The organism is Alterotamlana spongicola, from assembly GCF_035818475.1.
In the GTDB taxonomy this organism is placed as follows: domain Bacteria; phylum Bacteroidota; class Bacteroidia; order Flavobacteriales; family Flavobacteriaceae; genus Cognatitamlana.
In genome coordinates this window covers 272,245-291,878 of the sequence record NZ_JAYMGV010000001.1, presented here as the reverse complement: position 1 = coordinate 291,878, position 19,634 = coordinate 272,245, and the positions used below count along the sequence as shown (strand labels likewise).

Here is a 19,634-nt window from a genome sequence, read left to right as displayed (position 1 = left end):
TGACGTAAAAGATATAGAGAAAAGCGCAACCCTTGAGGTAATCTGCCTGCCGACAATCAGGCGCAAAAAAATAAAAAATATGAAAATAGCCATTATTGGAACAGGAAATTTAGGAAGCTCTATAGCAAAAGGGCTTATAGGGAATCAGTCGTTTACATCATTGTATTTAAGTGATAAGAATACTTCAAATGTTAATGCCTTTAGTACTGTTGAAAATGTAGTAGTAACTAACGATAATCTTTTGGCAGTAGCACAGTCTGAGATGGTTATTTTTGCACTTCAGCCTAAACACATAAATAAGGTATTAGAAAGTGTAAAATCGTTAATAACCGAAAAGCATACGATTATTTCGGTTGCAGCTGGTGTTGCAATTTCAAGAATAGAAGGTATTATTGGTGCTGATAAGAATATTATTCGGGTGATGCCCAATACAGCTATTTCTATTGGTAAATCTATGACCTGTATTGCGGCTAATGAAAAAGCACAAGAACGCGTAGCTTTGGCTCAGGAAATATTTAATCAACTGGGAACTACTTTGGTTATTCCTGAAGAGCAAGTACAGGCAGCTACAGTGATTTGTGCAAGTGGTATAGCGTTTTGGATGCGTTTGGTAAGAGCAACTACTCAAGGCGCTATTCAATTAGGTTTTGAAGCGCATGAGGCTCATCAGTTAGCATTACAAACCTGTTTTGGAGCAGCAAGTTTACTTATAGAATCCGGTAGACACCCGGAAGAAGAAATAGATCGTGTTACCACACCAAGTGGATGCACTATAGAAGGGCTTAACGAAATGGAACACCAGGGATTAAGTTCATCTCTGATTAAGGGGATTAACGCCTCTTTTGAAAAAATTAATCATTTAAAAAAGAATTAAAATGCCACTATTTAATGTATATCCGCTTTATAATGTCACACCGGTTTCAGGAAAAGGTGTTTATGTTTATGATGACGCCGGAACAGAATATTTAGACCTGTATGGTGGTCATGCCGTAATTTCAATTGGTCACGCCCATCCTAAGTACGTTGAAGCTGTTTCCAATCAGGTTTCTAAGCTTGGATTTTATTCTAATGCTATTCAGAATCCTCTACAAAAAGAATTGGCCAGCAAAATTGAAGAGGTGTCAGATTGTAAAGATTATGAGTTGTTTTTATGTAATTCTGGAGCTGAGGCCAATGAAAATGCTTTAAAGTTGGCATCGTTCAAAACAGGAAAATCAAGAGTTGTAGCATTTAAAAATGGATTTCACGGACGTACATCGGCAGCAGTGGCAGCTACCGATAATCCAAACATTATTGCACCCATAAACGCTCAGCAAAAAGTGACTATTCTTGATTTAAATGATGTTTCAGGGGTTAAGGCAGAATTGGAAAAAGGGGATGTCTGTGCTGTTATTGTTGAATTTATTCAAGGTATTGGAGGTTTAGATCAGGGAACTGCAGCGTTTTTTGAAGAAGTTGACAAGCTTTGTAAAGCTAATAATACCATGTTTATTGCTGATGAAATACAATGCGGTTATGGGCGTTCAGGTAAATTCTTTGCTTTTCAACATTATAATGTTACACCGGATATTATTTCCCTGGCTAAAGGTATGGGTAATGGATTCCCGATAGGAGGTATTTTAATTCATCCAGGTATAGAGGCTAAATTTGGTATGTTAGGCACTACATTTGGAGGAAACCATTTAGCCTGTGCAGCAGGTTTATCCGTTTTAAATGTAATTGAAGAAGAACATTTGATTGAGAATGCAAACACCATGTCTGCATATTTTATCAAGTTAGCTAAAACTATTCCACAGATTAAACATATTAAAGGAAAAGGTTTAATGCTTGGTTTAGAATTTGATTTTGAAGTAGGCGATTTAAGAAAGAAATTGATTTATGATTATCATATTTTTACTGGAGGGGCATCAAATAAAAAACTGCTGAGAATTTTACCACCATTAACCGTTAAGAAAGAGCATATTAATGTGTTTTTTGAAGGGTTAATTAGTGTATTGGGTGAAGTGGAAAATACGGCAGCTAAAATATAAAGTGAATTACAAGATGAATACCTTATTATCTATTGAAACAAGAAATGCTGTACTGTTGAAAATGGCAGAGCTTTTAGAGCGCGAAAGAGAAGCTATAATAAGCATTAATAAAACGGATCTAGAAGCCTATAATGGTGATGATATATCCATGTATGACCGTTTAAAAGTTGACCATTCAAAAGTGGATGAAATGATTGCTTCTGTGACACATCTAGCGTCTCAGGAAGACCCTGTGGGGGTTGAACGTTTTAGTTTTAAGCATGACAATGGTATGCAGGTTTATAATAAAACGGCTTCTTTTGGAACCGTTCTTATTATTTATGAATCCAGACCTGATGTCACTGTTGAAGCTACTGGAATAGCGTTTAAGTCAGGGAATAAAATTTTACTAAAAGGCGGAAAAGAATCTTTAAAATCTAATTTGAAGATTGTAACGCTATGGCATGAAGCCTTAGAAGCTTATGGAGCATCAACTGATTGGGTTGAATATTTACAATTTAACAGGGTTGAAACACAAGCTTTTCTGGAAAAACCAACCCAAAAAGTGGACTTAATAGTACCAAGGGGAGGAGAACGTTTAATTGCTTTTGTGAAAGAACATGCTACATGCCCGGTTATAATAAGTGGTAGAGGAAACAACTTTGTTTATGTCCATGAAGAGGCAGATTTAGATATTGCCATGGATGTAATTATTAATGGTAAAACAGCAAAAATATCGGCTTGTAATGCTGTTGATAAAGTTTTAATTGATGAAAGCCATCCTGATAAAGAGGCCTTTCTTATAAATCTGATAACAAAGCTGAAAGCGTTTAATGTTGAGATTTTGGGAGATGAAGTAACTTCAAGGTTTGAAAATATTAGTGCTTATGAATCTGATGATGTTTGGTATGAGGAATTTTTAGATTATAAAATTGTTATTGGCGAGGTGGAATCAAATAAAGAAGCTATTGCCAAAATCAATATGTATTCCGGGGGGCATTCTTCTTCTATTATTACGGTTAATAGTAATGAAGCTAAACTATTTATGGAAAATGTTGATACCGCAGCAGTTTATCATAATGCCTCAACACGTTTTACAGACGGTGGTCAATTAGGGCTGGGAGGAGAATTGGCTATTAGCACAGATAAATTACATCAGCGCGGACCGATTGGTTTGCAGCATTTGGTAACCAATAAATGGTATGTTCATGGGAATGGACAAATAAGATAAGCATGCAAAAAAAGAAACGCATATTATTAAAAGTAGGTTCTAATACGCTTACCAAAGAAACCAATAATATTTCAAGAGGTAAGATAGAGGATATTGCCAATCAGATAGCACAATTAAAAGAGACCTGTGAGTTTATTATTGTAAGTTCCGGAGCTATTGCAGTAGCAAAACAATTTGTGAAATTAGAAAGTAAGCGGAAAGAGCTATTTGTAAAACAAGCATTGGCATCTATTGGGCAACCCCATCTTATTCGTATTTACCAGGAGATATTCAGGGAGTATGGTTTATTGAGTTCGCAATGCCTCTTGTCGTATTCTGATTTTGAGAAAGAGGAAAGCAAGACTAATATCACAAACACCATTAATGTTTTGGTAAATAATAGCTATATTCCAATAATTAACGAAAATGATACTGTAGCCACAGATGAAATTAAGTTTGGAGATAATGATAAATTAGGTGCTTTGACAGCATCTCTTTTGGGAGCCGATTTGTTTATTATAGCGACTAATACCAACGGTATTTATACCAAAGCATCAATTGAAGACAATAAGCCTGAAACTATAAAGAAGGTATTAAACTTTGATGAATTAAAAACTCAGGTTGTGAATTCTAAGTCTTCACACGGTAGTGGAGGTATGGCATCAAAAATTGAGGCCATATCGGTAACTAAAAATGCAAATATAGAAACATGGATTGTAAACGGGCTAGAGGATAACTTTATAGTCAATGCTATGGAAAATAAAGTGCCGTTTACCAAAATAAAATAAGAGGATCAAGCCTGTCATATTTTAAAACCTCAGGTTTATGTATAAAAAAAGAAAGCGTATGAAACATTACACATCCATACACGATATAGACAATATGGATTCATGGATTACTGAAGCCAAAGCACTAAAAGCAAATCCGTTAAAAGATATTGAACTAGGTAAGAATAAGACCCTTGGGTTGTTGTTTTTTAATTCCAGTTTACGTACCCGCTTAAGTACACAAAAGGCGGCCCTAAATTTGGGAATGAACCCTATAGTTATGAATGTGTCTGGTGATGCCTGGGGTATTGAGTTTGGTGACGGAACCAGAATGGATGGAAATACTGCAGAGCATATTAAAGAGGCAGCAGCAGTGGTTTCACAATATTGTGATATTATTGCAGTAAGAGCGTTTCCTACGTTAAATGATAAGGAAAAGGATGAAAGTGAGCAGGTCTTAAAATCCTTTGTAAAGTTTGCATCCGTACCTATTGTAAATATGGAAAGCGCTACGGGCCATCCTTTGCAAGGTTTTACAGATGCACTTACCATTTCAGAGCATGCTGATAAAGCAAAACCCAAAGTGGTTTTAAGCTGGGCACCACATACTAAAGCGCTTCCTCATGCTGTAGGAAACAGTTTTGTTCAGGCTATGCAGAAAATGGATGTGGAGCTTGTAATTGCAAATCCGGAAGGTTATGACCTTAATCCTGAAATAACAAAAGATACGCCGGTATATCATAACCAAGAAGATGCATTTAAAGATGCCGATTTTGTTTACACTAAAAATTGGAGTTCTTACGATGATTATGGGAAAATATTAAGTACTGACTCTGATTGGATGATCACAAAAGAAAAATTGGGTCATGCAAAATTTATGCATTGCTTACCGGTTAGAAGAAATGTAGTTGTTGAAGATGCGGTTTTAGATAGTAAGAGCTCATTAGTTATCGAACAGGCAAATAACAGAACATACGCAGCACAGCTGGTGCTTAAAAAGATTTTAAAGGATTTATAATTTTTTGTCAGGTTGAGTACAGTCAAGACCTGATTTTAAAACTTCTCGACCGTGCTAGAGAAGATACAAAAGCTAAAAAATGGAAAAACTATCCATAGTAAAGATAGGAGGTAATATTATTGAAGATGAAGCGTCATTACGTGCGTTTTTGAAGTTGTTTTCCAATTTAAAAGGAAAGAAGATCTTAGTACATGGAGGCGGTAAACGAGCTACTCTTATGGCATCCAAATTGGGGGTTGAGTCTAAAATGATAAATGGCCGTCGTATTACTGATGCCGATACTCTGGAAGTTATTACTATGGTTTATGGAGGGTTGGTAAATAAAAATGTAGTGGCAAAATTACAGGCTTTAAATACCAATGCCATTGGACTAACGGGTGCAGATATAAATAGTATAACTTCTGATAAGAGACCGGTGAAAGATATTGATTTTGGGTTTGTTGGAGATGTTAAACAAGTAGCTCATAATGCAATTGATAAACTAATTCAGGCTAATTTCACACCTGTTTTTTGTGCAATAACCCATGATGGTAATGGGCAATTGTTAAATACCAATGCAGATACCATTACCTCTCAGGTAGCTGTGGGAATGAGCCGTTTGTATGATACATCCATTTATTATTGTTTTGAGCTGAATGGAGTTTTACGTGATATTAACGATAAAAATTCAGTGATTAAACACATAGATTCTAAACAGTATCAGGAATTATTAGAGCAGGGCATTATTGCAGATGGGATGCTTCCTAAATTAGAAAATTGTTTTGATGCGTTGCGTAATGGTGTACATACCATTAATATGGGTAATACCTCTATGTTGACCCAGGAGAATGATAATTATACAACTATAACCCTATAACATGGCTATACAAGATTTAACAAATGATGCCATATCGCTTTTAAAAAAGATGATAGAAACACAGTCTTTTTCTTCTGAAGAAACTAATACGGCATTACATATAGAAGATTGGTTTAGGCGTTATGATATAGATTATAAGCGTACAAAAAATAATGTATGGGCGGTCAGTAAACATTTTGACGAAGCTAAGCCAACACTGTTACTAAATTCACATCATGATACGGTAAAACCAAATTCGGCTTATACTAAAGATCCTTTTAAGGCTCTAGTAGAAGATGGGAAATTATACGGCTTAGGTAGTAATGATGCCGGAGGGTGTTTGGTGGCTTTAATAGCTACGTTCACGTATTACTATAATCATGACAATTTAAAATATAATTTAGTTATTGTCGCTTCTGCAGAAGAAGAAAGTAGTGGGCCTGATGGATTAAATAGTATGCTTTCAATAATTCCGAAAGTTGATGTTGCTATAGTTGGAGAGCCTACTTTAATGAATCTGGCCGTTGCAGAAAAAGGTTTAGTAGTTTTTGATGCGATCATTGAAGGCACACCCAGTCATGCAGCACATCCCAATGATAATAATGCTATTTATAACAGTATTGAAGCATTACAATGGTTTAAGGATTTAAGATTTGAAAAAGGGTCGGAAGCGTTAGGCGATGTTAAATTAACGGTAACACAAATCAATGCAGGATCACAGCATAATGTGGTTCCGGGGCATGTGGATATGGTGATTGATGTTCGTGTAAATGATGCTTACAGTAATGCTGAAATTGCTGAAATTTTGAAAGAAAAAGCACCAGTAACAAGTATTACACCACGTAGTTTAAGGTTAAATTCGTCATCAATTCCAATGGAACATGATCTAGTAAAAGCAGGTATTGCTATGGGAAGAACAACCTATGGTTCACCAACATTATCAGATCAAGCGGTGTTATCGTGTCCCAGTTTAAAATTAGGACCAGGAGATAGTACCCGTTCTCATTCGGCAGATGAGTTTATCTTTGTTAAAGAAATTGAAGAGGGTATTAAAATATATGTTGAATTGTTAAATCGTGTGATCGTTTAACAAATCGATGAATTAACTAGACCGGTCAGGTTTATTAAACCTGGATAGGTCTCTATAAACAAATAAACAATCAGAATATGAAACTCTGGGATAAAGGCATATCAATAGATAAAAAGATAGAACAGTTTACTGTTGGAAACGATAGGGAAATAGATATTCATATAGCTAAATATGATGTTATAGCGTCCAAGGCACATGCTAAAATGCTACAGAAAATTGGAATTATTTCTGTTGAAGAACTGGTTGAACTTTTAAGCGGATTAAAGGTTTTAGAATCTCAGATAGACGAAGGTACTTTTGTTATCGACCAACAATTTGAAGATGTACATTCCAAAATTGAATTTGAACTGACTAAAAGCTTAGGAGAGGTTGGAAAGAAAATCCATACCGCACGTTCAAGAAACGACCAGGTTTTGGTGGCTTGTCATCTATATTATAAAGAAAACCTGAAGCTGGTAAAAGACAAAACTAGAGTGCTTTTTAATACTTTGCTAGAGCTTTCCGATAAATATAAAGATAACGTTTTACCCGGTTACACACATTTACAGGTAGCCATGCCATCATCATTTGGTTTATGGTTTTCAGCTTATGCCGAATTGATGATTGATGATGTTTATTTGTTAAACGCAGCTATAAAAACTGTTGATCAAAACCCTTTGGGCTCTGCTGCCGGTTATGGAAGTTCATTTCCTATTGATAGAGAATTGACTACCCAAGAGATGGGCTTTGCTACCTTAAAATATAACGTAGTTGCTGCCCAAATGGGGCGCGGTAAAAATGAGCGTACTATTGCAGCTGCATTAGGAAGTTTAAGCAATACGCTAGCACGTTTTGCTATGGATGTGTGTTTGTACATGAGTCAGAATTTTGGTTTTATTTCTTTCCCGGATGAGTTAACCACAGGTAGTAGTATCATGCCTCATAAAAAGAACCCGGACGTCTTTGAACTCATACGTGGTAAATGCAATAAAATACAAGCCTTACAGGGAGAAATGATTTTAATTACTAATAATTTACCAAGTGGTTACCATAGAGATTTTCAATTGCTAAAGGAAAATATGATTGCAGCTTTTGAAGAACTTAAAGATATTTTGGACATCTTTAATTATTCTATTCAGCAAATCATAGTTAAAGATGTTGATGTAAATAGTAACCTGTATAAATACCTGTTTACAGTAGATAATATTAATACACTGGTAGTAGAGGGGCAGAGTTTTAGAGAGGCTTATCAAAAGATTGGAGGTCAAGTGCAGGATGGGACCTATACACCTGATACTTCAAAAAAACACACACACGTTGGGAGTATCCACAACTTATGTTTAGATAAGATTCGAGAAAAGTTTCCCGAATAATTGATTTTAAATATTATAAGATTTAACTTGATGCATTAATTAAAATTATACAACCATTATGCTGAAAGTTACCCAACTATTAATTTTATGTGTTTTAATCTCAAATTTTGGTTTTTCCCAGGCAGGAAAGGTATTTGACCAATTATCGCATACGAGTAAAATCCTGAAAACCGAACGCCATTTTGCTGTTTATTTACCTCCGGATTATGAAACTTCACAGCGTAGTTACCCCATTTTGTATTTGCTTCATGGTGCAGGAGATGATCAGACGGGTTGGGTTCAGTTTGGAGAGGTACTGCAGATTACAGATAAGGCGATAAAGGAAGGCAAGGCCACCCCCATGATTATTGTAATGCCTGATGCCTATACTAATAGGTTAGGTTATTTTAATCACCCTGATGGGGCATGGAATTATGAAGATTATTTTTTTGAAGAATTAATGCCTTATGTGGAGCGTACTTACCGTGTAAAAAAACAAAAAAGGTATCGGGCAATAGCAGGATTGTCTATGGGTGGAGGGGGCTCATTTATGTATGCGTTGCATCACCCCGAATTGTTTTCAGCGGCCTGCCCTTTAAGTGCATACATTGGGCCTAAAACAGTTCAGGGCATAAAAAGGTTTGAAACAAGAAATAATAGTAGTATAGAATTATCTGATGCTGATGCCGAAAAGTATATTCAAAATCACAATGCCTTGTTTCTTATTAATAGTATGACTAAAAAAGATATTCAATCTGTACGATGGTATATTGATTGTGGTGATGATGATTTTCTTTATGAGGGTAATAGTTTAATACATATAGCTTTACGGAAAAAAGAAGTAAAACATGAATTTAGAATTAGAGATGGTGGGCATACCTGGACCTATTGGAGGGAAGCTTTGCCAGACGTTTTAAAATTTGTGTCTGACGGATTTCATCAATATTGATCATAATCTTATAGGTAAGATTAGCATTTAAATTATTAAACGCATGAAAAACTATGCATTCCTTTTTTGCTTATTTATAGTTGTATCCAGTGGTTCAGCACAAAATAAGATTATAGAATTATGGGGTGGCAATGTGCCTAATAGTCAGGAAACAACAGAGAATGAAGTTGTAGAAAAAACCAATATTACCAGAATATCTTTGGTTAAAACCCCAACGTTAGAAATATTTATTCCGGCTAAGCAAAGTGCTACAGGTAAGGCTGTAATTATTTGCCCTGGGGGTGGTTATCGTATTTTGTCTTATGATTGGGAAGGGACAGATGTTGCTAAATGGTTTAACAGTAAAGGTATTGCAGCTTTTGTTCTAAAAAGCAGGTTACCACTTTCTAAGTCGGTTATTGTGTCAAATGAAGCTCCGTTGCAGGATGCTCAACGTGCCATAAGATGGGTAAGGCATCATGCGCAAAAGTATAATATAGATCCAAATCAAGTTGGGGTTATGGGCTTTTCGGCCGGAGGGCATTTAGCGTCCACTTTAGGTGTTCAGTTTGATACCCCCAATAATTTTAAAGAACATCCTTTAGATACTATTTCTGCTCGCCCGGATTTTACAGTTTTGGTATACCCGGTAGTCACTATGAAAGATGACTTTACTCATAAGGGATCTCAAAATAATTTGTTGGGAAAAGAAGCCAGCGACTCATTAAAAATCAAATATTCTAATGAGTTGCATGTCACAGCCAATACACCACCAACTTTTATGGTGCATTCCGGTGATGATAAAGCAGTTCCCGTTGAAAATAGTTTGCAGTTGTATAAAGCACTTAAAGATAAAGGAGTGAAATCTGAAATACATATTTATCCTTATGGAGGACATGGTTATGGATTAGCCATTGGTAAAGGATATCTACAAACCTGGACAGATAGATTATATGATTGGTTAAAGGCCTTGTAAGAGTTAACTCTGAGTTAGAACGCTTAATTTAATATTTGGATTATGCATATAAAGAAAACATATACAACAAAAGAAATGGCTTGGTGGACAAGATTTGAAACTATGCTTTTCTTTTTGATTATCGCAGTTTGGGTTGCTGTGTATTATTTTTTTGAGCTTAGCTGGCTGAAAATCCCATGGACACCTTTAGCTTTAATAGGTACCGCTGTTGCTTTTGTAATTGGGTTTCAAAATAACGCCGCTTATGGAAGAATTTGGGAAGCCCGAAAAATTTGGGGAGGCATTGTAAACACATCAAGAACTTTTGGGGCTTTTGTCCAGGATATGGTTAATAATAACTATGCTAAAGATACTGTTGGTGATGCTGAGTTACAACAAGAAATAAAAGTGTTAACCTATAGGCATATTGCGTGGATGAATGCGTTGCGCCATGCTATGCGTATGCCTAAACCCTGGGAAACCACAGTAAATCACAAGACAAATCAAGAGTGGGATATGAGACCCCCGGAGCAGGACTCCAGTTTAGAAAATGATTTAAAACCCTATATATCTGAAAGTGATTATAATTATGTTATGAGCAAGAATAATAAGCAAACCGCTATGTTGTACCTGCAATCCCATCACCTTCAAGAGCTTAAAGAAAAGGGGCTTATTTGGGAGTTTTCATTTTTAGAATTAGAAGGAGTAATACAAGAGCTATTTACATTGCAAGGTAAAAGTGAACGGATAAAGAATTTTCCATATCCCAGGCATTTTGCAACCTTAAACCATTTTTTCATGTGGATTTTTGTGCTTTTGCTTCCAATGGCGTTGGTTCCACAATTTGCATCTATTGGAAATGAGGTTGCTAACATAAACCCAATTGTAGGAGAATTATTTATATGGCTTTCTATTCCGTTCTATGTTATTGTTGCATGGGTTTTTCATACCATGGAACGTATAGGCAGAACAGGAGAGAATCCTTTTGAAGGAACAGCAAATGATGTGCCTATTTCCACAATTTCCAGAGGTATTGAAATTGATTTAAGACAAAATTTAGGAGAGTCCCAAGATGAAATACCTAAACAATTTGCTGTAAAACACGATACTCAATTTTAGTACCCTTTCTTACTGTGAAAATTAGAGTATAAAAGATTGTAAAGGCAACTGACCTTTTAGTGAGTATCCAAACTTTGATAAGCCCATTATGATAGGTGAATTTCATTTTGGCTCTTTAGATAGAGGGAGCAGTCATGTAGGTGTGAAAAAGGCAGAAAGTCAGACGCGTCGCGGAGCATTTTATAAGGAGTATATTCAAGGGGCTTTAAGAAACCCGTTGATTGTTGGAGCACATTGGTTTCAATATTTAGATGAACCTTTTGCAGGGCGTTTTGATGGAGAGAACTATAATGTAGGGGTAATTGATGTTTGTGATAACCCCTAAGAATTGGTTGATAAAATAAGAGAAACTACTTATAAAATGTATGAATACCGGTCTGGTGAAGATTAATTTGTATTTAAATTTGAAATAAAAAAGCGCATTTAAATGCGCTTTTTTTTATGGACGTCCAAAAGTTTAGTTTAATAGTTTGTTGACTAACTCAAATAATTAAATAATAGTGGATTGCCCTAAATGTATATTGGTAAAGTTTAAATTTGTTTCATCTGGATTATTTATAAAATCTTCAATAAAATCACCTACTTTAGTAGTGCTAATATTATCATATTTAGTATTTAAATCTGGTGTGGTAATATGAAGTTTTAATGATTTGTCTACCCCTTCTCTTACTAATGCTGCTTCTTCATCCAAACCAAAATGGTCTAATAACATGGCAGCCGATAAAATGGAAGCTATAGGGTTTGCTATTCCTTTATTTGCGGCTTTAGTGTACGCGCCATGAATAGGTTCAAACATAGCGTGCTTATCACCAGTTGAAGCAGAAGCTAACAAACCAATTGAACCTACAATAACGCTGGCCTCTTCTGAAAGAATATCTCCAAACATGTTTTCAGTTAATATAACGTCAAACTGCCTGGGGTTAATAATAAGCTCCATCGCTGCGTTATCTATATACATGTAATCTACACTTACGTTTGAATATTGGGGCGCTATTTCCTGAACTATGCGTCTCCATAATCTTGAGCTTTCCAAAACATTTGCCTTATCAACCAAAGTTAAATTTCGCTTTCTTGATTGGGCAGCTTTAAAAGCTAAATGAGTTATGCGTTCTATTTCAAAACGGCTATATTCACAAATATCTGAAGCAGTATTACCATCATCACTTAAATACCTTTTTCCAAAATAAATACCACCCGTAAGCTCTCTGTAAATGAGGATGTTAGTATCTTTTATCTGTTTTACTTTTAATGACGATTTATTAAGTAAGTCTTCGTAAGCAATTATAGGTCTTATGTTAGTGTACAATCCTAATGCCTTGCGAATCCCCAAAAGACCTTGTTCCGGACGAATTTTTGCATCTGGGTCATTATCATATTTAGGATTGCCAATGGCTCCAAATAAAACAGCGTCAGCTTCTTTGCAGATGTCAATGGTTTCTTCTGGCAGCGGATTTCCTGTTTTATCAATAGCAGCTGAGCCAACTAAGGCTTTTTTGAAAGTAAATACATGGTTAAATTCCATAGCTATAGCCTTCAAAACCTTAACGGCTTGAGCTGTAACTTCCGGTCCTATACCATCACCAGGTAAAACGGCTATATTTAATTTCATTTATACTAATTTAAATATCTTCAAAAAAGAAGGCTACTATAAAATAAACGATTTTGGTTTCTGTAATAAAATTTATTCGATTAAGAGGAAACAATTTCTTTATAAACCTTGCTGCCTTCTATAATTTGATGGATATCATTATCGTCAACTTCTTTTTTCTTATCAGCAAAATCTAAGAAATTTGTATAGATTTCATCCAATTGAAGTTTTGTTAATTCATATCCAATATTTTTTGCTCTATAGGCTAATGCGGCTCTACCACTTCTTGCTGTTAGCACAATGGCAGATTCAGTAACACCAACATCTTTAGGGTCTATAATTTCATAAGTTTCACGGTTTTTAATTACACCATCCTGGTGAATTCCTGAGCTATGAGCAAATGCATTTGCTCCAACAATAGCCTTATTAGGTTGGGTGTAAATACCCATACTGTCAGAAACCAATTGACTGATACCGTAAAGCATCTCTGTTTGAATTCGCGTGTCCAGATTCAAATAAGGGTGCTGTTTAAGAATCATAACCACTTCTTCTAATGCTGTGTTACCTGCGCGCTCACCAATACCATTAATAGTACATTCAATTTGTCTAGCTCCATTAATTACACCTTCAATAGAATTTGCAGTAGCTAAACCTAAATCATTATGACAGTGACATGATAAAATGGCCTTGTCTATACCTGTTACATTTTCCTTAAGATATTTAATCTTCGCGCCATATTCACTAGGTAAACAATATCCTGTAGTATCTGGAATATTTAAAACTGTAGCCCCTGCTTTAATTACAGCTTCACAAACTCTGGCTAAATATTCATTATCAGTTCTACCCGCATCTTCAGCATAAAATTCAACATCTTCTACAAAAGATTTAGCATAACTAACGGCTTTGACTGCACGTTCTATGATATCTTCTTGGGTAGATTTGAATTTAAATTTAATATGAGATTCAGACGTTCCAATTCCGGTATGGATTCTGGCTGTTTTAGCATATTTTAATGCTTCAGCAGCAACTTTTATATCATTTTCAACAGAACGTGTTAAGCCACAAACTGTTGCATTCTTTACTATTTTAGAAATTTCTTCAACTGATTTGAAATCCCCAGGGCTTGACACAGGAAAACCGGCTTCAATAATGTCAACACCTAAGTCATCAAGCTGTTTAGCAATAATTAGTTTCTGCTCAGTGTTCAATTTACAACCGGGGACTTGCTCACCATCTCTCAAGGTTGTATCAAATATTTGGACTCTATTATCAGACATTTATTAAAATATATTTTCGTATTGTTTTACGAATGTATATTTTGGTTTTGTAAAAATTGAATTCTACATTTGTTTTTTACGATGTTAAACACATTAGTAATCTAGTTAAAAAACTGAAAAACAGGCGTTTGTGTTTGTTTTTAAAACTATGACAAGAGAGCAAAAAGATAATTTATTTGTTTTAATAAAATCACTTTCAAAATCTGAGAAAAGACAGTTTAAGCTTTATGTTGGACGATTAGGTGTGAATGAGGATTCAAAATTCTTGATGCTTTTCAATATTTTAGATAAACTATCAGTTTATGATGAGGCTGCAATTCTTAAAAAAGGCATTGTTAAAAAGCAGCAGTTGTCCAATTTAAAAGCACATTTGTATAAGCAGATATTAATTAGTTTACGTTTAAACCCGTCACATCAGGATATTAGGATTCAAATACGTGAACAATTAGATTTTGCTACTATTTTATATCACAAAGGCCTATATAAACAAAGTTTAAAAATTCTGGACAAGGCAAAAAACTTGGCAATTTCTAATGAGGAAAAAAATGTGGCTTATGAAATTGTTGAGCTTGAGAAAGTCATTGAATCTCAGTATATAACCAGGAGTTTAAATAACAGAGCTGATGAATTAACTGTTCAGGCTAAAGACCTGAGCTTACAAAATGTACTGGCAAGTAAGTTGTCTAATTTGTCCTTACAGTTATACGGCTTGTTTTTAAAGACGGGCTATGTTAAAAATGATGAAGAACACCAGATTATAACCAAATACTTTAATGACAGACTTCCTAAATATGATATTAATAAACTCAGTTTTAGGGAGAGGTTATGGCTTTACAAAGCCAGATTATGGTATAGCTTTTTAACTGTAGATTTTTTAGCGTGTTATAAGTATGCCACAAAATGGGTGGATTTGTTTTATGGAAATAAGGATATGATTGTTTTAAATCCTGTCTTTTTTTTAAGAGGAAATCATTATCTATTGGAAGCTTTGTTTTATTTAAGGCAGCACGAAAAGTTTAAGGAATCACTGTATAGACTTGAGGCAATAACTAAAGAAAAATGGTTCCCGGTTGATGATAACATAGATGGTTTGGCCTTTTTATATATTTATAATAATAAATTCAATTTACATTTTATTGAAGGGCGTTTTGAAGAGGGGCTTCCTCTAGTTGATGAGGTTTTAGAGCGATTAAAGAATTATAATAATCGTATAGATGAGCATCATATCATGGTGTTTTATTACAAGATAGCCAGTATGTATTTTGGTGCAGGAGAAAATAAAAAATGTATTTATTACCTGGATAAAATAATAAGTAATAAATCGCTTCAAATGCGAGAAGACTTATTGTGTTTTTCAAGAATTTTAAATCTTGTAGCTCATTATGAAGCCGGATTAGATTATAATCTTGACGTTTTAATAAGAAGTACGTATAAGTTTTTAATAAAAATGGAAGACTTGTATGAAGTACAAAAAGAGTTCATTAAATTTTTAAGAGGCCTAGGTGATATTTATCCACATGAGGTAAAGAATGAATTTAAGAAACTACATAAAAAACTAAAAGAGTTTGAAAACGATCCTTATCAAAGTAGAGCCTTTTTATATTTGGATATTATTTCGTGGTTAGAATCCAAAATTCAAAACAAACCTATTGGGTTAGTGATAAAAAATAAGTTCAATGACATGAAGCAGAGCTCTTAAATAAGTTGACAAAAATAAAATTTCTATAAAAAAATTTGGATATTAACTTTTTCTGAACGAATATTTGCATTCACAAAGTTCAAAGACTTACTGAAAATGTTATCAAGAAAGGTGGAGGGATTAGACCCTGTGAAACCTTAGCAACCCTTTAAATTTATTAAAGAAGGTGCTAAATTCTACTTAAATTACTGATTCATTTATCGGTATTTGGATAGATAACCTAATAAAATTACTGCCTGTAATTTTAATTTTTCTTCATAACATGTTTCTAAATAAGTACACTTTTTATAGTGCATTTTGACTTTTTGAATTAATTGGAAAAGAATTCTAAAGTGTTTAACTTCAGGATTTCTAATCAAAAACAAAAAAGAGAATCATATTGAAACATTCATTACAGTATATTACCATTCATGAATACACTACTGAAAACGGTATACTTAATGCTGAAATAAAGCTAAGTTATCAGGTTTTTGGAAAAGATTTGGGAACATCTCCTATAGTTTTAGTTAATCATGCGCTTACAGGCAATAGTGAAGTTGCTGGGAAAGAAGGATGGTGGAAGGATTTGATTGGTGATGATAAGGTTATTGATACTAAGCTGTATACGGTTTTAGCGTTCAATATTCCGGGAAATGGGTTTGATGGATTTGTTATAGATAATTATAAGGATTTTGTTGCCAGAGATGTCGCTAATATTTTTTTAATAGGTTTAGAGCAGTTGAAGGTCAACAAGGTATTTGCTACTATTGGAGGCTCTTTAGGTGGAGGTATTGCCTGGGAAATGGCTGTTAACAAACCGAATTTCACAGAACATTTAGTTACAGTGGCTACAGACTGGAAATCTACAGATTGGTTGATTGCTAATTGCCAGATTCAGGAGCAATTTTTGTTAAATTCAAAGAACCCTGTACATGATGCCAGAATGCACGCTATGTTGTGCTATAGAACGCCGGAGTCATTCAAGGAACGATTCCATCGCTCTAAAAATGACGATTTAGAGATTTTTAATGTTGAAAGTTGGCTACTGCATCATGGTAAAAAATTACAGGAACGGTTTCAATTATCGGCTTATAAATTAATGAACCAGTTATTAAAAACCATTGACGTTACTAAGGGTAGAAAAGATGATTTTAATGTTTTAGATAATATAAAAGCTAACATTCATATTATTGGTGTAGACTCAGATTTGTTCTTCACAGCCGAGGAAAATAGAGAAACCCATAAACAATTAGCATTAACGCATCCTAATGTAACTTATAATGAAATCAATTCAGTTCACGGACATGATGCGTTTTTAATGGAATACGAACAACTTGAAAACATAATAGAGGGCATTTTTGTGCCAGATTCTAAAAGAAAAAGAATGAAAATTTTAAAATTTGGAGGTAAATCTTTAGCCAATGGAAAAGGTTTGGAAACAGTACTTTCAATCATAGAGAATAAAGTTAATTTAGGCGAGCGCATTAGTGTAGTAGTATCTGCAAGAGGGACTGCTACTGATGATTTGGAGCTTATTTTAAATAAAGCGCTTAAAGGAGAATCTTATCAAGAAGATTTAGAAGCATTTAAAGCATACCAAGTAGAACCTCTAAACTCAGTAGATTTTTCAGAAGAGTTTTCTGTGCTAGATAAGCTTTTTGAAGGTGTAAGTTTATTAGGAGATTATAGTAAAAAGACAAAAGATAATATTTTAGCACAAGGTGAATTATTATCTGTTAAACTTATAACCAGTATATTAAATAAACGAGGGATAAAAGCTAATGCCACTGATACTCGTGATTTAATAAAAACCGATGAAGCGTTTGGTAATGCACAGCCCTTATCAAAACTATCTAAAGAAAACACGCAAGCTTATTTTAAAAGGCATAAGGACTCGGTAAGCATTATTACAGGTTTCATTGCTTCTAACCTAAAAAATGAAACCACTACTTTAGGTAGGAACGGAAGCAATTACACAGCGGCATTGATAGCTAATTTTTTAGATGCAGAAGAGCTGCAAAATTACACCCATGTTAATGGTATTTATACAGCAGACCCAAACTTAGTTTCTGATGCAAAACAGATTAGAGAATTATCGTTTAGTGAAGCTAATGAGCTGGCAAATTTTGGGACTTCTGTTTTACACGCTAAAACTATTATACCGTTAGTTGAAAAAAATATAAGCCTTCGCATTTTAAATACCTTTAACCCTGATGATGAGGGGACTTTAATAACAGCAAGACCAAGCACCAAAGAGGTTACCTCTTTATCAATTCTAGACAATGTGGCGCTTTTAAATTTAGAAGGCCGTGGATTATTAGGCAAGATTGGTGTAGATGCCAGAATTTTTAAAGCATTAAGTAATTATGGGATTAGCGTAAGTATTGTATCTCAAGGTTCTTCTGAACGAGGTATAGGTCTTATTATTGATGCAGATCAAGCAACACAAGCCGTTATAGCTTTGGAGCGTGAGTTTGAAAGTGATTTTTATTCGCAGGATGTGAATAAAATTGATGTGGTAGATGATGTTGCTGTGATTTCTATTGTAGGTATTGAATTGAGTTCATTCCATAAGCCTTTTAATGCTTTAATAAAAAACCAGATCACACCGTTACTTTTTAATAATACGGTAACTGGTAAAAATGTGAGTTTAGTGGTTAAAAAGAACCAATTGCACAAAGCTGTTAATGTGATTCATGGTGAAGTTTTTGGGATTTCAAAAAAGATAAATATAGCTATTTTTGGTCATGGTGGCGTAGGAGGCGCTTTAATAAATCAAATCTTGAAATCTAAAGATGATATTGAAAAGCGAAAAGGTATTAACCTGAATGTTTTTGCAATTGCTAATAGTAAAAAATTACTTCTCAATAAAAATGGAGTAGATGTAAATTGGGAGCAGAATATTGTTGAGTCTTCAAAAGAAAGTGCTATTCAGGATATTATAGATTTTGCAGAAACAAATCATTTAGAGAATTTAATTGCTGTAGATAACACAGCTAGTTCAGTTTTTTACAAAAATTACATTCCTTTGGTTGAAGCTGGTTTTGATTTAGTGTCGTCAAACAAAATAGCCAATACTATTTCTCATAGTTTTTATAAAGATTTACGTATTCAATTAAAAGAAAATAATAAGCAATATTTATACGAAACTACTGTTGGAGCAGGATTACCATTAATAGATACTATTAAGTTATTGCATGAATCTGGTGAAAATATCACACGTATCAGAGGTGTCTTTTCAGGAACCTTAAGTTATTTATTCAATAATTTTTCAGTTCAGGATAAACCATTCAGTGCTATAATTCAGGAAACTATTGATAAAGGCTTTACAGAACCTGATCCTCGTGAAGATTTTTCCGGAAACGATGTGGCCAGAAAATTGTTGATCTTAGCTAGAGAGTTAGATTTGCAAAATGAATTTGAAGATGTTTCGGTATTAAATTTAATACCAGAAGCCTATAGAGATATTTCGGTTGAAGAATTTTTATCGCAATTAGAGGTCTTAGATGAACAATATCAAAAAATAAAAGAGAATCAGAAAGAAGGTCACGTTTTAAGATACGTAGGTGATTTATCAGGTGATTTATCGCAGGATAAAGGAAACTTAGAAGTGAAATTAGTATCAGTTCCAGAAGACAGTACTTTAGGGCATGTAAAAGGATCTGATGCTATTTTTGAAATATTTACAGAATCATATGGAGAACAGCCTATTGTTATTCAAGGAGCAGGAGCGGGAGCAGAGGTAACCGCAAGAGGTGTATTTGGAGACATATTAAGGTTATCCAAGCATATTAATTAAGTCAGACTTAGACCTGTCAGGTTTTTAAAA

16 protein-coding genes and 1 riboswitch are annotated in these 19,634 nt (G+C 34.4%); of the genes, 14 read left to right on the top strand and 2 right to left on the bottom strand.

Going from position 1 to position 19,634, the window contains the following annotated elements; all coding sequences use genetic code 11:
• The first annotated feature begins 79 nt into the window (after positions 1-79).
• From proC to VOI54_RS01260, 12 genes are all read left to right on the top strand, one after another.
• Entirely contained in the window at positions 80-874 is a 795-nt protein-coding gene (proC, locus tag VOI54_RS01315; RefSeq protein WP_326280922.1) for a pyrroline-5-carboxylate reductase, read from the top strand.
• Between the two features lies 1 nt (position 875).
• Entirely contained in the window at positions 876-2,030 is a 1,155-nt protein-coding gene (locus tag VOI54_RS01310; protein WP_326280921.1) for an aspartate aminotransferase family protein, read from the top strand.
• 13 nt (positions 2,031-2,043) lie between these two features.
• On the top strand, positions 2,044-3,240 hold the full coding sequence (locus VOI54_RS01305; RefSeq protein ID WP_326280920.1) for a glutamate-5-semialdehyde dehydrogenase: 1,197 nt from the start codon (positions 2,044-2,046) through the stop codon (positions 3,238-3,240).
• 2 nt (positions 3,241-3,242) lie between these two features.
• Positions 3,243-4,007, top strand: a complete 765-nt coding sequence (gene proB / locus VOI54_RS01300) for a glutamate 5-kinase (RefSeq protein WP_326280919.1) — start codon at positions 3,243-3,245, stop codon at positions 4,005-4,007.
• A gap of 58 nt (positions 4,008-4,065) precedes the next feature.
• Complete coding sequence (locus VOI54_RS01295; RefSeq protein ID WP_326280918.1) at positions 4,066-5,004, top strand: N-acetylornithine carbamoyltransferase; 939 nt, start codon at positions 4,066-4,068, stop codon at positions 5,002-5,004.
• A 79-nt stretch (positions 5,005-5,083) separates the two neighbouring features.
• On the top strand, positions 5,084-5,860 hold the full coding sequence (argB, locus tag VOI54_RS01290) for an acetylglutamate kinase (RefSeq protein ID WP_326280917.1): 777 nt from the start codon (positions 5,084-5,086) through the stop codon (positions 5,858-5,860).
• A gap of 1 nt (position 5,861) precedes the next feature.
• A complete protein-coding gene (locus VOI54_RS01285; RefSeq protein WP_326280916.1) occupies positions 5,862-6,929 on the top strand; it encodes a M20 family metallo-hydrolase in 1,068 nt (355 codons plus the stop codon).
• Between the two features lie 77 nt (positions 6,930-7,006).
• Positions 7,007-8,281 carry an argininosuccinate lyase gene (gene argH / locus VOI54_RS01280; RefSeq protein WP_326280914.1) on the top strand — a complete coding sequence of 425 codons (1,275 nt, stop codon included), beginning with the start codon at positions 7,007-7,009 and terminating at the stop codon, positions 8,279-8,281.
• Positions 8,282-8,339: 58 nt separating this feature from the next.
• On the top strand, positions 8,340-9,209 hold the full coding sequence (locus tag VOI54_RS01275; protein WP_326280912.1) for an alpha/beta hydrolase: 870 nt from the start codon (positions 8,340-8,342) through the stop codon (positions 9,207-9,209).
• Positions 9,210-9,252: 43 nt separating this feature from the next.
• Positions 9,253-10,164 (top strand): alpha/beta hydrolase, encoded by a 912-nt coding sequence (locus tag VOI54_RS01270; RefSeq protein ID WP_326280910.1) that lies wholly within the window; start codon positions 9,253-9,255, stop codon positions 10,162-10,164.
• 42 nt (positions 10,165-10,206) lie between these two features.
• Positions 10,207-11,262 carry a bestrophin family protein gene (locus VOI54_RS01265; protein ID WP_326280908.1) on the top strand — a complete coding sequence of 352 codons (1,056 nt, stop codon included), beginning with the start codon at positions 10,207-10,209 and terminating at the stop codon, positions 11,260-11,262.
• A gap of 88 nt (positions 11,263-11,350) precedes the next feature.
• On the top strand, positions 11,351-11,587 hold the full coding sequence (locus VOI54_RS01260; protein ID WP_326280907.1) for a hypothetical protein: 237 nt from the start codon (positions 11,351-11,353) through the stop codon (positions 11,585-11,587).
• A 165-nt stretch (positions 11,588-11,752) separates the two neighbouring features.
• Here the strand turns inward: VOI54_RS01260 and leuB are convergent, their stop codons facing one another.
• Both leuB and VOI54_RS01250 read right to left on the bottom strand, forming a co-directional pair.
• Entirely contained in the window at positions 11,753-12,871 is a 1,119-nt protein-coding gene (leuB, locus tag VOI54_RS01255; RefSeq protein WP_326280906.1) for a 3-isopropylmalate dehydrogenase, read from the bottom strand.
• Positions 12,872-12,951: 80 nt separating this feature from the next.
• A complete protein-coding gene (locus VOI54_RS01250; RefSeq protein WP_326280905.1) occupies positions 12,952-14,127 on the bottom strand; it encodes a 2-isopropylmalate synthase in 1,176 nt (391 codons plus the stop codon).
• Between the two features lie 148 nt (positions 14,128-14,275).
• Here VOI54_RS01250 and VOI54_RS01245 point away from each other — a divergent pair, with 148 nt between their 5' ends.
• A complete protein-coding gene (locus tag VOI54_RS01245; RefSeq protein ID WP_326280904.1) occupies positions 14,276-15,826 on the top strand; it encodes a hypothetical protein in 1,551 nt (516 codons plus the stop codon).
• Positions 15,827-15,922: 96 nt separating this feature from the next.
• A riboswitch (SAM riboswitch) is annotated at positions 15,923-16,048 on the top strand.
• Positions 16,049-16,205: 157 nt separating this feature from the next.
• The gene (thrA, locus tag VOI54_RS01240; protein ID WP_326280902.1) at positions 16,206-19,604 is read left to right on the top strand and encodes a bifunctional aspartate kinase/homoserine dehydrogenase I; all 3,399 of its coding nucleotides are present in this window, start codon (positions 16,206-16,208) and stop codon (positions 19,602-19,604) included.
• Positions 19,605-19,634 lie beyond the last annotated feature (30 nt).

Excerpts from the sequence above, each read along its gene's own strand:
- proC (WP_326280922.1), top strand. The coding sequence starts at position 80 with ATGAAAATAGCCATTATTGGAACAGGAAATTTAGGAAGCTCTATAGCA.
- VOI54_RS01310 (WP_326280921.1), top strand. The coding sequence starts at position 876 with ATGCCACTATTTAATGTATATCCGCTTTATAATGTCACACCGGTTTCA.
- VOI54_RS01305 (WP_326280920.1), top strand. The coding sequence starts at position 2,044 with ATGAATACCTTATTATCTATTGAAACAAGAAATGCTGTACTGTTGAAA.
- proB (WP_326280919.1), top strand. The coding sequence starts at position 3,243 with ATGCAAAAAAAGAAACGCATATTATTAAAAGTAGGTTCTAATACGCTT.
- VOI54_RS01295 (WP_326280918.1), top strand. The coding sequence starts at position 4,066 with ATGAAACATTACACATCCATACACGATATAGACAATATGGATTCATGG.
- argB (WP_326280917.1), top strand. The coding sequence starts at position 5,084 with ATGGAAAAACTATCCATAGTAAAGATAGGAGGTAATATTATTGAAGAT.
- VOI54_RS01285 (WP_326280916.1), top strand. The coding sequence starts at position 5,862 with ATGGCTATACAAGATTTAACAAATGATGCCATATCGCTTTTAAAAAAG.
- argH (WP_326280914.1), top strand. The coding sequence starts at position 7,007 with ATGAAACTCTGGGATAAAGGCATATCAATAGATAAAAAGATAGAACAG.
- VOI54_RS01275 (WP_326280912.1), top strand. The coding sequence starts at position 8,340 with ATGCTGAAAGTTACCCAACTATTAATTTTATGTGTTTTAATCTCAAAT.
- VOI54_RS01270 (WP_326280910.1), top strand. The coding sequence starts at position 9,253 with ATGAAAAACTATGCATTCCTTTTTTGCTTATTTATAGTTGTATCCAGT.
- VOI54_RS01265 (WP_326280908.1), top strand. The coding sequence starts at position 10,207 with ATGCATATAAAGAAAACATATACAACAAAAGAAATGGCTTGGTGGACA.
- VOI54_RS01260 (WP_326280907.1), top strand. The coding sequence starts at position 11,351 with ATGATAGGTGAATTTCATTTTGGCTCTTTAGATAGAGGGAGCAGTCAT.
- leuB (WP_326280906.1), bottom strand. The coding sequence starts at position 12,871 with ATGAAATTAAATATAGCCGTTTTACCTGGTGATGGTATAGGACCGGAA.
- VOI54_RS01250 (WP_326280905.1), bottom strand. The coding sequence starts at position 14,127 with ATGTCTGATAATAGAGTCCAAATATTTGATACAACCTTGAGAGATGGT.
- VOI54_RS01245 (WP_326280904.1), top strand. The coding sequence starts at position 14,276 with ATGACAAGAGAGCAAAAAGATAATTTATTTGTTTTAATAAAATCACTT.